This is a genomic window from Halosolutus gelatinilyticus (assembly GCF_023028105.1).
GTDB lineage: Archaea > Halobacteriota > Halobacteria > Halobacteriales > Natrialbaceae > Halosolutus > Halosolutus gelatinilyticus.
Genome location: NZ_CP095491.1, coordinates 1372030 through 1387634 on the forward strand (window position 1 = coordinate 1372030; position 15605 = coordinate 1387634).

Here is a 15605-nt window from a genome sequence, read left to right on the forward strand (position 1 = left end):
GCGAGCGCTGTAACGCGGTCTTCGCCGCACGAACGTGGCCCGATCGGAACGCCGGCGAACTGTCCGTGCGGATCGGACGAGTTCCGCCCGCTGGAGCGAGCTACTCGCTCGCCGTCGCCGTCTCCGAGACGGTCTCCGGCTCCACCGGCGCGTGCCGGACGATCGAGTCGAACGCTTCGAGGACGAACCGATCGCCGCTCGTGATCCCCCGCGCCTCGCGGTCCGCGAGTTCGGTCTGAATGAACCGGCGAGCGATGAGCGCCAGCCGACCGTTGCCGGCCTCGAGTTCCGCCTGGGCTTCGTCGAGTAGCAGCGCCGCGGTGAAGACGTCGAAGACGTAGCGGGCGAGCCGTTTCGCGGAGAGCTGCGCGTACTCGGGGTCGTCGCCGGCGAGCGTCGCGAGCGCTCTCGCGAGGTTCTGGTACTCGGATTCGACCGTTGCCGCGGCGTCCGCGAGCGCCGGATGAGAGATCCGCTCGAGTCGGTCCTCGATCGCCTCGCGCAGCGGTTCGTGGGCGTCCTCGCGCTCCAGCGCCCGGAGCACGTCGAGCGAGAGGATGTTCTCGGTCCCCTCCCAGATCGGCAGCACCTGCGCGTCCCGGAGCAGGCGGTTGGTGACGAAATCGTCGACGTAGCCGTTGCCGCCCTGAATCTCCATCCCGTACGAGGCGGCGTCGACCGCCATCCGAGCCGTGCGGAGTTTGGCGATCGGGATCAGGAGCCGCATCAGTCGGTACTCGTCGTCGGCCTCACCCCCGGCGCTCGCGGTTTCACCGCTCGCAGCCCCCGCGGAACGGAGTTCCGCGCTCCGCTCGGCGCGTTCGCGCTCGGAGAAGAGCCGCGCGGCCTCGAAGACGTACGCCGTCGCGGCCTCGTGGGCGACGGTCATGTCGACCAGATCCTCCCGCATCAGCGGATACTGATCGATCGTCTCGCCGAAGGCTTCGCGGTTCGCGGCGCGAATCTTGCTCTCCAGCAGGACTCGACCGATGATTCCGCACGACGCGGCGGCGTTCGAGAGCCGCTCCAGGTTGAGCATCTCGACCATCTGTCGGAAGCCGTTCTCCGCCTCGCCGACGAGGTACGCCTTCGCACCGCGGAACTCGACTTCGCCCGTCGGAACCGAGACGGTCCCGAGTTTGTCCTTGAGGCGGCGGTACAGCTGGTCGTTCACCTCGTCGGGCGAGAGCGGTCCGTTCTCCAGTCGATCGCCCTTCGTGACGGGACTCGCCGCTGAACCCGTTGGATCGCTGTGCGGGACGAGGAACATCGAGAGGCCGTCCGTTCCCGCCGGAGCGCCGTCGGTCCGGGCGAGCGCCAGCGTTCCCTCGGCGTCGACGTTCGAGCAGAACCACTTCTCGCCGGAGAGGCGCCAGCACCCCTCTTCGTCGTCGTACGCCGCGCGCGTCTCGTTCGCGCCGACGTCGCTGCCGCCCTGCTTCTCGGTGAGGAACATCGCGCCCTCGATCAGGTCGTCGTACTCGCGACTCGTTAGGGCCTCGTAGTACTCCGCCAGGGGGCCGTCGTCGAACTTCTCCAGGACGAGCGCCGCGCCCGCGGTCATCGCAACCGGGCAGTCGAAGCCGGGGTCCGCGTAACACAGCAGGTACTGCATCGCGAGATTGTGCGAGAGCGGCATCGGCTCGTCGCGACTCGGCGGCGCCTCGAAGGCGTCCGCGACGATGCCACTCTCGTACGTGAGACGCTCGTTCTCGATCTGTTCGGCGGGGTACCGGACGAAATTCTGAACTTCACCGTACTTGTCGTACGTCTCGAGTTCTGGCCCGTGGTCGTCGACGTAGTCCGCGTTGTCCGCGATCGTGCGACCGACGATCGCGCCGAACTCGGACAGGCGGGGCTCGGCCCAGTCGAACTCGTCGTCGGCGTAGATCCGGCGCAGTTCTCGCTGCAGCGCCCGATCGAGCTCCCAGTAGTTCACGTCCCGTCCCTCCTCGAATCGGCCGTAATCGATCCCGTCGCTCATATGTGCCGATTGTTGACGAACGACAATAAAACGGCAGCGAGTCAACGCGTCGGGAGTTTGCGAGCGTTTTCGCCGCGGAAGGACGGCGACACGAACGCCAGAGACGAGCGCCGCGGCCGATCGGTCGGCCGAATGCGGCAGTTCGACGCTACGTCGCCTTCTCCAGCCGGGTCCGCGGGAAGGTGTAGACCTTCAGCGACTCGGGGACGACGCCGTTGGGCGCGACGGTCGCGTGCGGGTACACCGCGCCAACGACGGGGACGTCGGGATCGTAGGTCTCGTTCGTGCCGTACTCGGCGACGGTGGTTCCCTCCGGCCGAATTTGGACGGCGTCGGCCCGCAGATCGGAGACGTCGACGACGGTGAGCCGATCGCCGGTCTCTCGATCGACGACGAGGTCGCCCGGCCGGATCGCGTGCTCCTCGCAATAGATCGGCCCGGACGCGTCCTCGTCGACGAAGACGGCGCTCCCGCAGTCGTGGCAGGGGACGGCGATCTCGCCTGGCGGCGGCGTCCGTCCCTCGTTGATCTCGATTGCGACGCGGCGGACGTGCTTGCAGCGGGCGCTCCGGAAGACGTGATCCGGACACGTACACCGCCCCGCTTCGAGGTCGACGAGGTAGGTGTGGTCGCTGGCGGACTCGATCTCGTAGAGGCCGTCGCCGAGCGGGAGCACGGACATCGGTTCGGCGCGCGCCCGACGCGATCGCTCTTCGAGGTGGTCGACTGGCGAAACTGGCAGTGGTGCTTTCGGTGACGCTGTTGTTTTCATGGGTGCGTCGATGTGCAGCCGGCGGAACGCCGGCGAGGATTCGATCGGCTGGCTATTCGATGTCGATAGGGGCTTCGAGGAGATAACGGTCGCGCCTGCATACTCCGGGTGCGAGTTTATATCCAGAGACGCGCCAGGACGGTCGTCCGCCGCCCGATTCTCCGGGCAGCTCCGGTCGCTGGCGGACGATCGAATTCGATCCGGGACGCTCCGCCGCGGCCTTCGAAGCGCTTTTCACCGGGCCGGAGAAATCGATTCGACAATGGTCGATCGCCAGCAGATAATCGAAATCGTCGTGGCCGTCACCGCGGTCGTCCTGATGCTCGGAACCATGATCAGCATCGGGTCGATGTACGGCGGCGACAACGGGGCCCTCTCTTCCGACGGCGGCAAGATGCTCGTCGGCGCGATCATCGGCTTTATCTTCGTGATGACGGCCGTCGGGATCGGACTCGCGTTCGTGCTGAACGATCCCGAAAAGGACGTCGAGACGGACGAGGACGCCGACGCGCGAAACGCCGTCTGACCCTCGCCGATCGCGACGGCCGGCCGGATCGAACGCTCAATCGCCGCTTGCCGCCTCCTCCTCGCCGTTTCGTTCGCGCCAGTCGTCGAGATCGTCGTCGGCGTCGTCGATCCGTTGTTCGTAGTAGGCCATCGGGTGGGGTATCCGCTCGCAGAGGTCGTCCTTGTTCACGCAGTCGCCGTAGGACTGCATCGTCGCACAGGAGGGCGGCGAGTACTCCGTCGGCGAGGTGTCCCCCCGGATGTGGTCGGTCTGGTAGCGGGTCATCTCCTCGCCGAACGAGGAGTTCACGCGATAGAGGTCGACGATCTCGTCCGTGCTCATCCCGATGCTCGTCAGGAAAGCGGTGACCGCGAACCGGGAGTGGTGGGGCAGGTGTTCGCCCTTCTGGATCGCGTCGAGCAGGGCCTTCATGCACGGCGGGAACATCTCGGGGACGACCGTGTCGATCTCGCGGGTGAGATCGAGTTCGGCGAGGATCGCGCGGATCTCCTCCGCCTCCGCCTCAAGCGCCGTCGCGATCATCTCGGGGACGTCGAACGGGAGGCCGTCCTCGACCCGGGTCCGGATCGCTTCCCGGAGGAGCGCGAGCAGTTCCGACTCGTCGATCGGGACGCCCCCGCCGGTCAGCGCGCGGTTGACGAGTCGCCACTCGTCGTCCCACAGGTCGGCCGCGAGCGGGAGGTAGGTCCCCACGTCGATCCGGTAGCCGTCTCCCGTCTCCCGGACGTCGTCCTCGAGGTCGAACTCGGCCAGCAGGTCGCTGAGTTCGAGCCCGGTCGACTCGACGCTCTTCAGTTCCGTCGTGTCGGCGAGGTCGTCGGTGAAGCGCTCGAAAGCCGTCGCCGCTTCGGCGCGGGCGTACTTGCGGACGAGGACGCGCTCGCCGACCAGCGAAACCAGGACGCGGGCGACGGGGTAGGAGAGCAGTTCGACGCGCGCGTCGCGTCGGGGCGTCCCCGTGTCCCCCTCCTCGAGCGTCGCGACGACCCGATCGCAGGCGCGCTCGACGACCGCCCGATCCTGCTCGACGACGGTGGCGAGATCGACGGTCTCCGTCGCCACGGCGTCGCGAGCGGCTTCGAGGAACGGGTACCGGGCGTGCAGTCGCTGCATCGGTAATGCAATATTACTGCGGCAGGGTAAACGTGCTGGTTGGCGGATCGTCAGGATTTCGTGACCGTTTCGGCGCGCCGATTCGCGGGTCGCGGGCCGATCGATCGCGTTCGTCGGTAACGTCAGGTTATCACCCCGTCGCGGCGGGGCGTTCGCGAGAAGGCGATCGAGTAATCCGCACTTGGCGCAGTCGGAGGGTCGATTTCAAGGGCGCCCGACGCGTCACGGCGAGTATGCCACGGGTGAGTCGAGACGGCGTGTCGATCTACTACGAGCGCGACGAGGGCGACGGAACGCCGGTCGTGCTCGTCCAGGGACTCGGGTACGGGCGGTGGATGTGGCGCTGGCAGCGGGAGGCCCTCGCCGGGGAGTACGGCGTGATCGCGCCCGACAACCGGGGGACCGGCCGATCGGACGCCGGTCTGCCGCCGCTGGTTCCGCGGCTTCCGCGGAAGCTCCGGGCGCCGCTGAGTGGTAAACTCGCAGGGTATTCGATCGAGGGGTTGGCGGCGGATCTCGAGGCCGTCCTCGACGACGCGGGCGTCTTCGACGCCCACCTCGTCGGTGCGAGTCTGGGCGGGATGATCGCCCAGCGCTACGCGCTGGAGTACTCCCGGGCGAAGACGCTGACACTTTTGTGTACGAGTCACGGCGGCCCGGACGCGCTCCCGGTACCGGAAGAGACGCGGGAGCACATCTTCGACGTCCCGAAGGGGGCGAGCGAGCGCGAGACGCTGCGACACCGGATGCGCCCCGCGTTCTCCGAACGCTTTACGAACCGAAATCCGCACCTGATGGACCGGATCATCGAGTGGCGACTCGAACGGGACGCGAGCGATCCCGCCCGCGAAGCCCAGGCCGCGGCCGTTCTAAACTTCGACGTCGGCAATCGCCTCGATCGGATTCGCGTCCCCACGCTGGTCTGCCACGGGACGAACGATCGAGTGGTGCCGGTCGAGAACGGCGAACTGCTCGCGGAGAAGATTCCGGACGCCCGACTCGAACTCGTCGAGGGCGGCTCGCACTGCTTCTTCATCGAGCACGCCGATCGCGTCACCGACGAACTGCGATCGTTTCTCGACGAGCACGAGTGACGGCCGTCGGCGCGGGCTGTGATTCCGCACGACCCGCCGGTAGCTCCCGTACCGACGGCGCCCGCACCCGGCGGCTCACTCCTTCCCGCGCGTCGAGGCGGCGTCGTCCGTCGGTCCGAGGATTCGGATCTGACCGTCGCTGCGGACGCAGACGTCGAACCCTTCGTACTCGAACCACAACCGGTGGACCGTCGCGGTTCCCGTCCGCTGGGCGTGGGCGCAGAGGGCGTCGAGCGCCTCGGGTTCGAGGACGTCGTACAGGGACGCCACGTCGGTCGGATCGGCGCCGGTCAGCGCGGCGATCGCCGACACGACGGCCCGGCTGGCCCGATCGCCGGCCTCGGGATCGAACGTCGTGACGTAGCTCGCGTCGCGAGAAGCGCTGTCGTCCGCGTCGTCGGAGGAGGACATACCCGCAGTATCGCATCGAGATGGGTAGAATCGGACCTTCCTATGTGGCGTCTTTTTATTCGATCGGAAGCGGCGATCAGTCGCTCTGAATCCGCGGCGCCAGCATGTACGTGACCTGGCCCTGGCCGTCCGCGAAGCCGAAGTAGATCTTGACGGGGAACTCCTCGCCGAGGTGGAGCGTGACCTCCGTGTCGCCGGGGATCGCCTTGTTCATGTCCTTGAGGTAGTCCAGCGAGAACAGCGAGTGAGCGGGACCGACCTGCAGGTCGATCAGGTCCGCCTGCGTGAGTTCGAGGTGGACATCGTCGGTGTCCCCCTCCGCGTCGACGTAGAAGTACTCCTCCGGTTCGTCGACGCCCAGCGCGATGTGGTCGGAGACCATGTCCGCCGCCTTCACCGATCGGTTGACGTCTTTCCCCTCGAGGACGACCTCCGCGGGCAGGTCGAGGTCGGGGATGTCCGGTTCCTGGCGGATCGAGTCGGGGTCGATCAGCGCGAGCGTATACTCGAGTCCGTCGATTTGGATGTGGAGCTTTCGCGTCTCCTCGTCGAGTTCGAGCTGGACGAGCTGGCCGGATTCGGCCATCCCCGCGATGTCTTCGAGTCGGGAGAGGTCCACGCCGATCAACCCGCCGTCGGCTTCGTAGGATTCGAAGGCCGCCGCATCGAGCGAGAGATCGACCATCCCGACGTTCGCGGGGTCGACGGCCCGGATCGACAGGCCGTCCTCCTCTAAGTGTATCTTGCACTCGTCGACCAGCACACTCACCGAATCGAGCGCGCTGGTGAGCGTTTCCGCGCTCACGATGGCCTTGAACATATGCGTCGGCCTACGGACGGTTGCCATAAAAAGCCACCCTTTACGCGCGGGCGGGGGAATCCGATAACCCGTCGACGATCGCCCGGCGTCGATCGGTTTCGTCGCGACTCCGACGATCGCTGCGACGGACGGTCGGGACGCGTGATAAACGACCGCTCAGTACTCTTCGCGCAGTCGGATCTCCTCGTCGGTGATCTCGCCGATCGCGTCGTTCCGAAGGGGGTACTCGCTCTGGGCGTCCGACCCCCACCCGAGCCTGCTCTTCAGTTCGCCGCCGACCTCCTGGTTCGGCTCGACGTACGCCGTCCCCTCCTCGTCGTCCACGTCGAGGACGACGCCGATCTCGGTGCCGTTGCTGTCGATCACGCGCTTGCCGCCGTCTTCCGTCGAGACCTCGTCGGTCATAGTAGGGTTCTACGGGTCGCCGGGATAACCGCTATCCCGGAATTCGCAACCACGAGCGGCGTCCACCCTCGACCGGCGCGCGAAACCGGGCGAAACGCGTGCTCGAATGAAAAGACAGTTCTCCGCCGACCCCGAAGGGCCGACAAATGCGAATCGCCGTTCCCAACAAGGGCCGCCTGCACGAGCCGACGATCGATCTGTTAGAGCGGGCGGGGCTCCACCTCGAGAACGGTGCCGATCGGAAACTCTACGCCGACACCGTCGACCCCGACGTCACGGTGCTGTTCGCCCGCGCGGCGGACATCCCCGAGTACGTCGCCGACGGCGCCGCCGACATGGGGATCACGGGCTACGATCAGGTCCGGGAAGCCCGCGTCGACGACGTCGAGGAACTGCTCGACCTCGAGTTCGGCCGCTGCCGGCTCGTCCTCGCGGCGCCCGAGGACGGCGACATCGACGGCGTCGAGGAGCTGGCGAGCAAGACCGTCGCCACCGAGTTCCCGAACATCACCCGCGATTTCTTCGCCGAAACAGGCGTCGAACCGGACGTCGTCGAGGTTTCGGGCGCGACGGAACTCACCCCGCACGTCGAGATGGCCGACGCGATCGTCGACATCACCAGCACGGGGACGACGCTGAAGATGAACCGGCTGGCCGTCGTCGAGGAGGTGCTCGCGAGTTCCGTTCGACTGTTCGCCCGCGAGGACGTCCTCGATCAACCGAAGGTCGGGGAGGTGCGGACCGCGCTCTCCTCGGTCAAACACGCCGACGGGAAGCGGTACCTGATGATGAACGTCCCCGAGTCGCAACTCGACGACGTGCGCGAGGTCCTCCCCGGCCTCGGCGGCCCGACGATCATGGACATCGCGAACGGCGGGGAGAAAATGGCGGTCCACGCCGTCGTCAACGAACGCGACGTCTTCGAGACGATCACCGAGGTCAAGAAGGCGGGCGCGAGCGGGATCCTCGTCACCGAGATCGAACGCCTCGTGGAGTGATCGACGGCGTCGCGGCGTGAGCGCGGGTCGAACGAAGCGGAACGCGAACGGAGCGACGGCGCGCCGTTACTCCCGTCGCGTGGCGATCGGCGTCTCGATCGGACCGCCGTCGAGGACGGCGCCGATGGCCGGGAGGTTCGCGCCGGGGGAGACGAGACCGCAGTCCCGATCGTACGACGCGATACCGTGGGTTTCCAGCAGCGGGAGGTGCGTTCGAATGAGCGAGACGTGGATCCGCTGGCGCAACTCGTGGAGCGTGGTCACGGCCGTCGCGTCGTGTTCGGCGTCCGCCAGTCGCCCAACCAGCGTTCGAACCGCGATCGGTTCCTCCGCGACGAGCAGACACCGAAGGACCTCGCGACGGCGGTCGCTGTCGAGCAGCCGGCGGATGTCCTCGCGCGAGAGCGGACGAAGCAGCACGGAGCTGTGCCGAGCGTCGGTCGACGGATCGGAATCGGGCCGCTTCCGCGTTGCGTGGATCGTCATCGTCGGCGGAGACTCACAACGATCGGTGGATAAACGCGGTCGGTCGTTCTGGTCGATCGGCAACAGTTTAGACGAGTATCGACGGTTTACATCCGCTTGAACGGTCGTGAACGGACGTGAAACGATCGATAGTTCGGCGGAAACCGTCGAAAACTCGGCGAACCAACCGTCTCGGAGCGGGGAGAGAGCGTTCGAGAACCGAACGTGGATGCCCCACGACGAAATGGCGGGGGTCCGGACGGCTCGAACGGGATCCGCCGTCAGCAAGCCGATGGAACGACGCTCGGTGACCGAAAAACGAGTCGCCACGAACGGTCACGCCGGTGGCGCCGCGGCAGCGTTCGGAACGCGATCGGCGTTACTCGAGGAGGCCGAGGTCCTCGAGACGCGAGACGATCTTGTCGACGGCGTGTTCGGCGTCTTCGGGTTTCTTCCCGCCGGTGATGACGAGTTTTCCGGACCCAAACAGCAGCGCCACGACCTCGGGCTCGTCGAGTCGGTAGACCAGTCCCGGGAACTGTTCGGGCTCGTACTCGATGTTCTCGAGGCCGAGGCCGATCGCGATCGCGTTCAGGTTGAGGTTCCGCCCGAGATCGGCGGAGGTGACGATGTTCTGGACGACGATCTCGGGGTCCTCGTTGACCTGGATCTGGAGCTCGCGGAGTTTGTCGAAGACGATGCGGAGGCTCTCGTGGACGTCTTCGGTGCTCTTGGCGCCGGTGCAGACGATCTTCCCCGACCGGAAGATCAACGCTGCCGATTTCGGGTTCTGCGTCCGATAGACCAGTCCGGGGAACTGCTCGGGATCGTAGTCCGCCCCTTCGAGGTCCATCGCAACGCTCTGCAGGTCGAGTTCCTGTCCGATGCCGGTCGACGCCACCACGTTTTCGATGTTTATGGTGTCCTTCGGGTCCGTCATAAGTCGCTTAAAAAGACGTATTTAAGGTTTATAAAGGTTGGTGCCGCCACCTGATATATCCGGTTTATACAGATACCGGTACTTCCGGTGACAGTTCGAGTCCGATCGCGCGGTCGTCCGGCGAGACGGGCTCGAGCCCGAGCGACGGCCGCGGTTCGGGAAAACGGTAGGCTCATACGCGACCCGCGGCGAAGGACGAACGTGTACTTCCTCGAACTGGGCGGCGAGGACGACGCGTTCGCGGCCGCGGAAGCGGAGCACGCCGCGACCGGCGTTCGGCGGATCGCGCCCGGGCTCGCCGCGGCGAACGCGATCGATCCCGCGCGGATTCGGGGACTCGCCTACGCACACCGCGCGAGCGAACTCGTCGGACGGACCGACGCCGATATCGACGGCGCCCGCGCGCTGCTGGAGGCGGCTCCGATCGATCGCGAGGGAACGGTCGCGGTGCGGGCGACCGACGTCCACGGGGCGACCGGCGTGAGCGCGTCGCGCGCCGAGCGCGAACTCGGACAGGTGCTGGTCGATCGCGGGTTCGCGGTCGACCTCGACGACCCGGATCACGTGCTGCGTGCGGCGTTTTCCGAGGGCCGCCTCGACGAGTCCGGGACGAAGGCGACCGCGAGCACAGATGCGGAGACTGGTGATCTGCTAGCCCCCATCGACGGCGACGACCCGATCGGAGAGCGCGTCTCGGTCTGCGCGCTCGGCTGGCTCGCCGCCGAGAGCGTCCGGGACTTCGGCGCCCGCGCGCCGACGGACAAGCCCTTCTTCCAACCCGGCAGCATGGACCCGCTGCTCGCTCGCGCGATCGCCAACGTCGCCGGCGCCCGTCCCGGTGCTGCGATCCTCGATCCCATGTGCGGCACCGGCGGAGTGCTCGTCGAGGCCGGACTCGTCGGCGCGGACGTGCTCGGCACCGACGCGCAGACGAAGATGGTCCGGGGCGCCAGCGAGAACCTGCGGCACTACCTCGATCGCGACGATGCGTCCCCGATCGGCGTCGATCGGGGGTTCTGGCGCGTCGCCCGCGGCGACGCGACCCGACTCCCGATCGCGGACGACGCGATCGACGGCGTCGTCTTCGACGCCCCGTACGGTCGCCAGTCGAAGATCGAAACCCACCGTCTCGAGGACCTCGTGTCGGGCGCGCTGTCGGAGGCCCGCCGCGTCGCCGATCGCGCGGTCGTCGTCGCCGATCGATCGTGGGCCGCGGAGGCGCGGGCCGCGGGCTGGGAACTCGAATCAGCGTTCGAACGGCGGGTGCACCGATCACTGACGCGGTATGTGCTGGTGCTGTCGGCGTAAGGGCGGCGGGTCGGTGCGGGGTTGCGGCGTTACGACTCGTTCGCGAGCGCGCGCTCTCGGAGCCTCCTCTCCTCCTCCGTCTCGGCGGTGAGTTCGGGGACCGAAACCGGTCGTCCGTCGCCGTCGATCGCGACGAAGGTGAACGAGGATTCGGTCGTCTGCTCGGATTCGCCGGTCCGGGGGTTCTCCCGCCACGCGCGGAGGTCGACGTCGACGCTCGTCCGCCCCGCGTCATAGACGTACGCCTCGACGAGCGCGATGTCGCCGATCCCGATCGGGCGATCGAAGTCGAGTTCGTTCACGCGGGCGGTGACGCAGGTCTCGCCGGCGAAGCGCATCGCCGACATGGCGCCGACCTCGTCGAGCCACTTCATCAAATTGCCGCCGTGGAGCGTGTCGTTGTTGTTCGCGTGATTCGGCTGGACGCGAAAGCGGTTCCGAATGTGCGTCTCGAGGACGGTTGGCATAACGGCTACTCGACGCGCAGTCCGAAAAAGCCGGGTTCCGCGTAGTTAGGCGTCCCGACCGAGTTCCGCCAGCAGGTGCGAGAGGTGAATCCGATCGCTCGTCCCCGCCTGCATCTCGAACTCGACGTCCGCGGCCAGTCGGTGGACGCGGGCCAGTTTTTCGCCCTGGTACCGCTTCCGGGAGAGGGCAAGGATCTCCGCGAGCACCTCCTCGCCGTCGAGGCCCTCGTCGACGAGCAGATCGTCGAGGGTCCCTCTGGCGTCGGTGAACTCGCCCGCCTCGGCGTCGTCGAGCATCGATTCGACCTCGTCGTCGAGGCCGACCTCGCCGATCGTCTCGTAGGCTGCGGACATCGTCAACTCGCCCTCTTGCTCGACGGTCGTCTGCGCCGCGAGAATGGCCTGCCGGAGGTTCCCGTTCGCGTATCCGGCGACGAACTCCAGGCCGTCCGGGTCGTAGTCGACGCCCTCGGCGTCGGCGATCCGTTCGAGAACCGTCACGATCTCCTCGCTCGTCGGCGCGCGGACGGAAACGGGGAAACACCGCGATCGGATCGGCGGGATGAGTTTCGTCGGCTGGCGGGTCGCGACGATAAACTGCGTCGTCCGGTGGTGCCGTTCCATGATGCGACGGAGCGCCTGCTGGAAGTCCTCGCGGACGTCCTCGGCGTTGTCCAGCAGGATCGTCTTGTACTCGCCCGAGACGGGCGCGTAGCTCGCCGACTCCTTCAGGACGTGGTTGATCATGTCCCGCTTGGACAGCGACGATCGGCCGACCAGAAACGAGGCGAACCGGGGGTCGTTCTTGATCTCGGTCTTGGTGCGCCCGAAGAAGTCGGCGACGTTGATCTCGATCAGGTCGCTGTCGGGGTCGGTGTGCGCCTCCCGGGCCAGCGAACGCGCCGCCGCCGTTTTCCCGCTCCCGGGCGGCCCCTGCAGGATGAGGTTGATCGGCTCCTCGACCGCTCGCTCCAGGTACTCGCGAGCGTCGTCCTGTGGCAACTCGGCCAGCTCCGGGGCGTGGGTGTCGGTCCACAGCGGCGCGTCCATCGCCACCGGCTAGGGGCGGGACGGGTAAGAATCGGTCGATCGATCGCCGCGAATCGCAGCGTCCGGTCATCCGACGGTCATCGATCGTGCCGTCAGCCGTCGCTCGTCGCCGCCCCGCCGTCACCCGCCGGTCTCGTTGTCACCGCCGCCCCCGGCCTGCACGTCCGCGATCGTAAACGTCGTTTCGACGCGCTCGCCGTCGCGTTCGATGGGGGAGGCCGCATCGACGTCTTCCGGGTCGCCCTCGTAGAGGACGGCGACCAGATCGTCCTCCTCGTCGACGGTCGCGTTCTCGTTGACGTCGACGGTGACGTTCTCGTGTTCGCCGGGTGTGAGCTGGTCGCTCGTGCCGATCACGTTCCCGGTCTGGTTGTTCTCGATCGCGACGAAGCCCTCCGCCGGAATCGCCGCGTTGGCGGTCACCGTCCGCTCGTTCGCGTCGACGATCGTGACGTTCGGCTCGGTGTGGAACTCGAGTTCGATCTCCGAGAGCGCGCCGTCGCCGTCGGTGTAGACGCCGATCGTCCGGTTTCCGGCTGCGGTCCCGGTGGTGTCGAGCGAGAAGGACACCTCCCGCGACTCCCCGGGGCCGAGTTCGAGCACCTGCCACTCCATGACCTGTCCGTCGAGGCGGAGCTGGACGTTCTGCTGGGCGTTCGCCTCCGTCGGGTTACGGATCTCGGCGACGACCTCGATCGTCTCGTTCGTCGTCGCTGTCGGGGGCGCGTCCATCGATTCGACGAGGAATGAATCCTGCAGCGGACTCTCCCCATCGTCGACCGTCACCGTCGCGGTATCGCTGACCGGGAACCCGTCCGCGAGGTAGGGTTGATCCTCCTCGCCTTCGCTCTCGCCGTACGAGTAGGTCTCGTCGCCGTTCGTGTCTCGGTGGACCGTCGCGGTCAGCTGTCCGGAGAGTTCCGGGCCGCCCTCCTCCTGCTCGATCGTGACGTTCTCGTGGCTGCCGGACTCGAGATAGTCGGAGACGGCCAGCGGCTCGTCGCCCCCGTCCGTGATGACGATGAATCCGCCGTCCGAGAGGGATACCGCGTCGATCTCCACGCTCGTCCCGTCACCCTCCTGATTCTCGAACGTGATCTCGGCTTCCGGGTTCTCGTCGACGCCGAAGATCGCCGGTGCCTGTCCGACGACGATCCCAGCGATGAGGACGATCGCGATCGCAATCAGGATCGCGACGATGCGCTTGATCGTGCCGAACTGCAGTCTCGAACTCATTGTGAGGGACCCGCGTGCGTTGGACCATCGTTCGGCAGCCACCGGCTTAAAGGACGCTTTTGATTCTGGTGGATGAGAAACGGGCAACGGATCGACCCACGATCCCCGGCGACGCGCGATCCGACAGCCGGCCGGCGATCGCGCTCGGACTCCAGGGGACCCAATCCGAAGCCGGTTTAGCCGCAGCCCGCCGACTGTGAACCGATGCCACTGCGCGTGACGTTTCTGGGAACCAGCGGGGCGATTCCGACCACCGAGCGGAACCCGAGTGCGATCTTCGTCGCCCGCGAAGGGGACCAGCTGTTGTTCGACGCCGGCGAGGGGACCCAGCGGCAGATGATGCGATTCGGAACCGGCTTTTCAATCTCGCACCTGTTCGTCACGCACCTCCACGGCGATCACGTCCTCGGAATTCCCGGCCTGCTCCAGACGATGGCCTTCAACGATCGCGAGGAGCCGCTGGCGATTCACGCCCCTCACGGTACGCGCCGCCAGCTGAAATCGCTCGTGAACGCCCTCGGAAACCGCCCCTCGTTTCCCGTCCGGATCGACGAGGTCGGCGACGGCGACGTCGCCCACCGCGCCAACGAGTACGAGGTTCGGGCGTTCGGCACCGACCACGACGCCCGGTCGGTCGGCTACGCCCTCGTCGAGGACGATCGCAAGGGCCGGTTCGACCGCGAGCGCGCCGAAGAGTTGGGGGTGCCGGTCGGCCCCAAGTTCTCGAAACTCCACGAAGGCGAACCCGTCGAACTGGAGGACGGCACCGTCGTCGAACCCGACCAGGTCGTCGGCGAGCCCCGCCCCGGTCGGACGATCGTGTACACCGGCGACACCCGGCCTACGACGGCGACGATCGACGCAGCCGATGACCCCGGCTTACTGATCCACGACGCGACGTTCGCCGACGACCGCGCCGAGCGGGCCGCGGAGACCGCCCACTCGACCGCGCGCCAGGCCGCCGAGATCGCCTCTCGGACCGGCGCCGATCGGCTGGCCCTGATGCACCTCTCCTCGCGCTACGCCGGCTATACCGACGATCACGAGGAGCAGGCCCGCGAGGTCTTCGACGGCGACGCCGAGAACGTCTTCGTCCCGGATGACGGCGACACGCTCGACATTCCGTATCCGGACGCCGACGAGTAGCGGACGACGGGAAGAGAGGGAGCCGCGGAGCGAACCGGGCGTCTCACGCGCGGCGAATCGGGACGAACTATTCGGGCCTCCGCGTCGTCGCTTCCGTATGGTCAGGACGATCGGCGGGCAGGACACCGATCGGATGGAGGCGCTGAGCGACGGCCTGTTCGCGATCGTCCTCACGCTGCTCATCCTGCAGTTCGAAGTGCCGAACGTCCCGCCCGACGAATTGCCGGCGGCGGTGACCGACCAGGGGACGCTGCTGTTCAGCTACCTGCTGAGTTTCTTCGTCGTCGGTCTCTACTGGATCGTCCACCACAACATCTTTCAGCACATCGTCCGCCACGATCGAGTGCTGCTGTGGCTCAACCTCATCTTCCTGCTCACGGTCTCCTTTCTCCCGTTTCCGACCGAACTGATCGGCACCTACGGGACGCAGTTCGCCTGGACCCTCTACGCGCTGAACATCATCCTCGTCGGCCTCTCGCTGACCGTCGTCTGGGCGTACGCGGCTCGCGAGGAATACCTCAGCGACGAGATCAGCGATCGGACGGCGTGGCTGGTTACGGGCCGCGGGCTGATCTCTCCGCTCGTCTTCCTGCTTTCGATCGGCGTCGCGGCGGTCTCGCTCACCCTGGCGTTCTACATCGTCCTGCTGATCATCCCGCTGCAGATGTACTGGGTCCGTCGATACAGGCGGGAACTCGAACCCTTCGACGAGGAGTGAACGGAGGAACGCGGAGCACCCGAGGGGTCGTCGATCACGGCCTCCTCGATGCGTTCGAGTCGCCGCTGCTCGAACGAGGGTGTACGCGTCGAACTCCTCGACTTTCGTCCGCCCGCCGCCGGTGACGTCGTCGACCGACAGCGAGTGGA

17 protein-coding genes are annotated in these 15605 nt (G+C 66.9%); 6 read left to right on the plus strand and 11 right to left on the minus strand.

All coding sequences use genetic code 11. The features are described 5' to 3' along the window. Window positions 1-100 precede the first annotated feature (100 nt). Together MUH00_RS06840 and MUH00_RS06845 are read right to left on the minus strand one after the other, a co-directional pair. Complete coding sequence (locus MUH00_RS06840) at window positions 101-1984, minus strand: acyl-CoA dehydrogenase family protein (RefSeq protein WP_247003310.1); 1884 nt, start codon at window positions 1982-1984, stop codon at window positions 101-103. 148 nt (window positions 1985-2132) lie between these two features. Then, window positions 2133-2756, minus strand: a complete 624-nt coding sequence (locus MUH00_RS06845; RefSeq protein ID WP_247003312.1) for an SWIM zinc finger family protein — start codon at window positions 2754-2756, stop codon at window positions 2133-2135. Window positions 2757-3018: 262 nt separating this feature from the next. Here MUH00_RS06845 and MUH00_RS06850 point away from each other — a divergent pair, with 262 nt between their 5' ends. Then, a complete protein-coding gene (locus MUH00_RS06850) occupies window positions 3019-3282 on the plus strand; it encodes a DUF7472 family protein (protein ID WP_247003314.1) in 264 nt (87 codons plus the stop codon). A 36-nt stretch (window positions 3283-3318) separates the two neighbouring features. Here MUH00_RS06850 and priL read toward each other — a convergent pair whose 3' ends face one another. Further along, window positions 3319-4398, minus strand: coding sequence for a DNA primase regulatory subunit PriL (gene priL / locus MUH00_RS06855; RefSeq protein WP_247003315.1), 1080 nt, complete (start codon window positions 4396-4398; stop codon window positions 3319-3321). Between the two features lie 233 nt (window positions 4399-4631). Between priL and MUH00_RS06860 the strand changes: the two genes are divergently transcribed. Beyond that, entirely contained in the window at window positions 4632-5492 is an 861-nt protein-coding gene (locus tag MUH00_RS06860) for an alpha/beta fold hydrolase (RefSeq protein WP_247003317.1), read from the plus strand. 75 nt (window positions 5493-5567) lie between these two features. Here the strand turns inward: MUH00_RS06860 and MUH00_RS06865 are convergent, their stop codons facing one another. From MUH00_RS06865 to MUH00_RS06875, 3 genes are all read right to left on the minus strand, one after another. Further along, window positions 5568-5903 (minus strand): HalOD1 output domain-containing protein, encoded by a 336-nt coding sequence (locus MUH00_RS06865; RefSeq protein ID WP_247003319.1) that lies wholly within the window; start codon window positions 5901-5903, stop codon window positions 5568-5570. Window positions 5904-5979: 76 nt separating this feature from the next. Next, window positions 5980-6723 (minus strand): DNA polymerase sliding clamp, encoded by a 744-nt coding sequence (locus MUH00_RS06870; protein ID WP_247003321.1) that lies wholly within the window; start codon window positions 6721-6723, stop codon window positions 5980-5982. 156 nt (window positions 6724-6879) lie between these two features. Further along, on the minus strand, window positions 6880-7128 hold the full coding sequence (locus MUH00_RS06875; RefSeq protein ID WP_247003323.1) for a hypothetical protein: 249 nt from the start codon (window positions 7126-7128) through the stop codon (window positions 6880-6882). Window positions 7129-7274: 146 nt separating this feature from the next. Between MUH00_RS06875 and hisG the strand changes: the two genes are divergently transcribed. After that, on the plus strand, window positions 7275-8126 hold the full coding sequence (hisG, locus tag MUH00_RS06880; RefSeq protein ID WP_247003325.1) for an ATP phosphoribosyltransferase: 852 nt from the start codon (window positions 7275-7277) through the stop codon (window positions 8124-8126). 66 nt (window positions 8127-8192) lie between these two features. Here the strand turns inward: hisG and MUH00_RS06885 are convergent, their stop codons facing one another. Both MUH00_RS06885 and MUH00_RS06890 read right to left on the minus strand, forming a co-directional pair. Beyond that, window positions 8193-8612: a DUF7344 domain-containing protein gene (locus tag MUH00_RS06885; protein ID WP_247003326.1), complete on the minus strand. Its 420-nt coding sequence runs from the start codon at window positions 8610-8612 to the stop codon at window positions 8193-8195. 358 nt (window positions 8613-8970) lie between these two features. Next, window positions 8971-9531, minus strand: a complete 561-nt coding sequence (locus MUH00_RS06890; RefSeq protein WP_247003328.1) for a TATA-box-binding protein — start codon at window positions 9529-9531, stop codon at window positions 8971-8973. Between the two features lie 201 nt (window positions 9532-9732). Here MUH00_RS06890 and MUH00_RS06895 point away from each other — a divergent pair, with 201 nt between their 5' ends. Then, window positions 9733-10839, plus strand: a complete 1107-nt coding sequence (locus tag MUH00_RS06895; protein WP_247003330.1) for a TIGR01177 family methyltransferase — start codon at window positions 9733-9735, stop codon at window positions 10837-10839. Window positions 10840-10868: 29 nt separating this feature from the next. On the opposite strand, the gene MUH00_RS06900 is transcribed toward MUH00_RS06895, so the two are convergent. The 3 genes from MUH00_RS06900 to MUH00_RS06910 form a co-directional block, all read right to left on the minus strand. After that, window positions 10869-11306: an acyl-CoA thioesterase gene (locus MUH00_RS06900; RefSeq protein WP_247003332.1), complete on the minus strand. Its 438-nt coding sequence runs from the start codon at window positions 11304-11306 to the stop codon at window positions 10869-10871. Window positions 11307-11351: 45 nt separating this feature from the next. Further along, window positions 11352-12356, minus strand: a complete 1005-nt coding sequence (locus MUH00_RS06905; RefSeq protein ID WP_247003334.1) for an AAA family ATPase — start codon at window positions 12354-12356, stop codon at window positions 11352-11354. 120 nt (window positions 12357-12476) lie between these two features. Then, window positions 12477-13592 carry a DUF7282 domain-containing protein gene (locus tag MUH00_RS06910; protein ID WP_247003336.1) on the minus strand — a complete coding sequence of 372 codons (1116 nt, stop codon included), beginning with the start codon at window positions 13590-13592 and terminating at the stop codon, window positions 12477-12479. Window positions 13593-13796: 204 nt separating this feature from the next. Here MUH00_RS06910 and rnz point away from each other — a divergent pair, with 204 nt between their 5' ends. Next, window positions 13797-14738 carry a ribonuclease Z gene (gene rnz, locus MUH00_RS06915; RefSeq protein WP_247003338.1) on the plus strand — a complete coding sequence of 314 codons (942 nt, stop codon included), beginning with the start codon at window positions 13797-13799 and terminating at the stop codon, window positions 14736-14738. Between the two features lie 97 nt (window positions 14739-14835). Further along, the gene (locus tag MUH00_RS06920) at window positions 14836-15456 is read left to right on the plus strand and encodes a TMEM175 family protein (RefSeq protein ID WP_247003340.1); all 621 of its coding nucleotides are present in this window, start codon (window positions 14836-14838) and stop codon (window positions 15454-15456) included. Window positions 15457-15605: the final 149 nt, after the last annotated feature.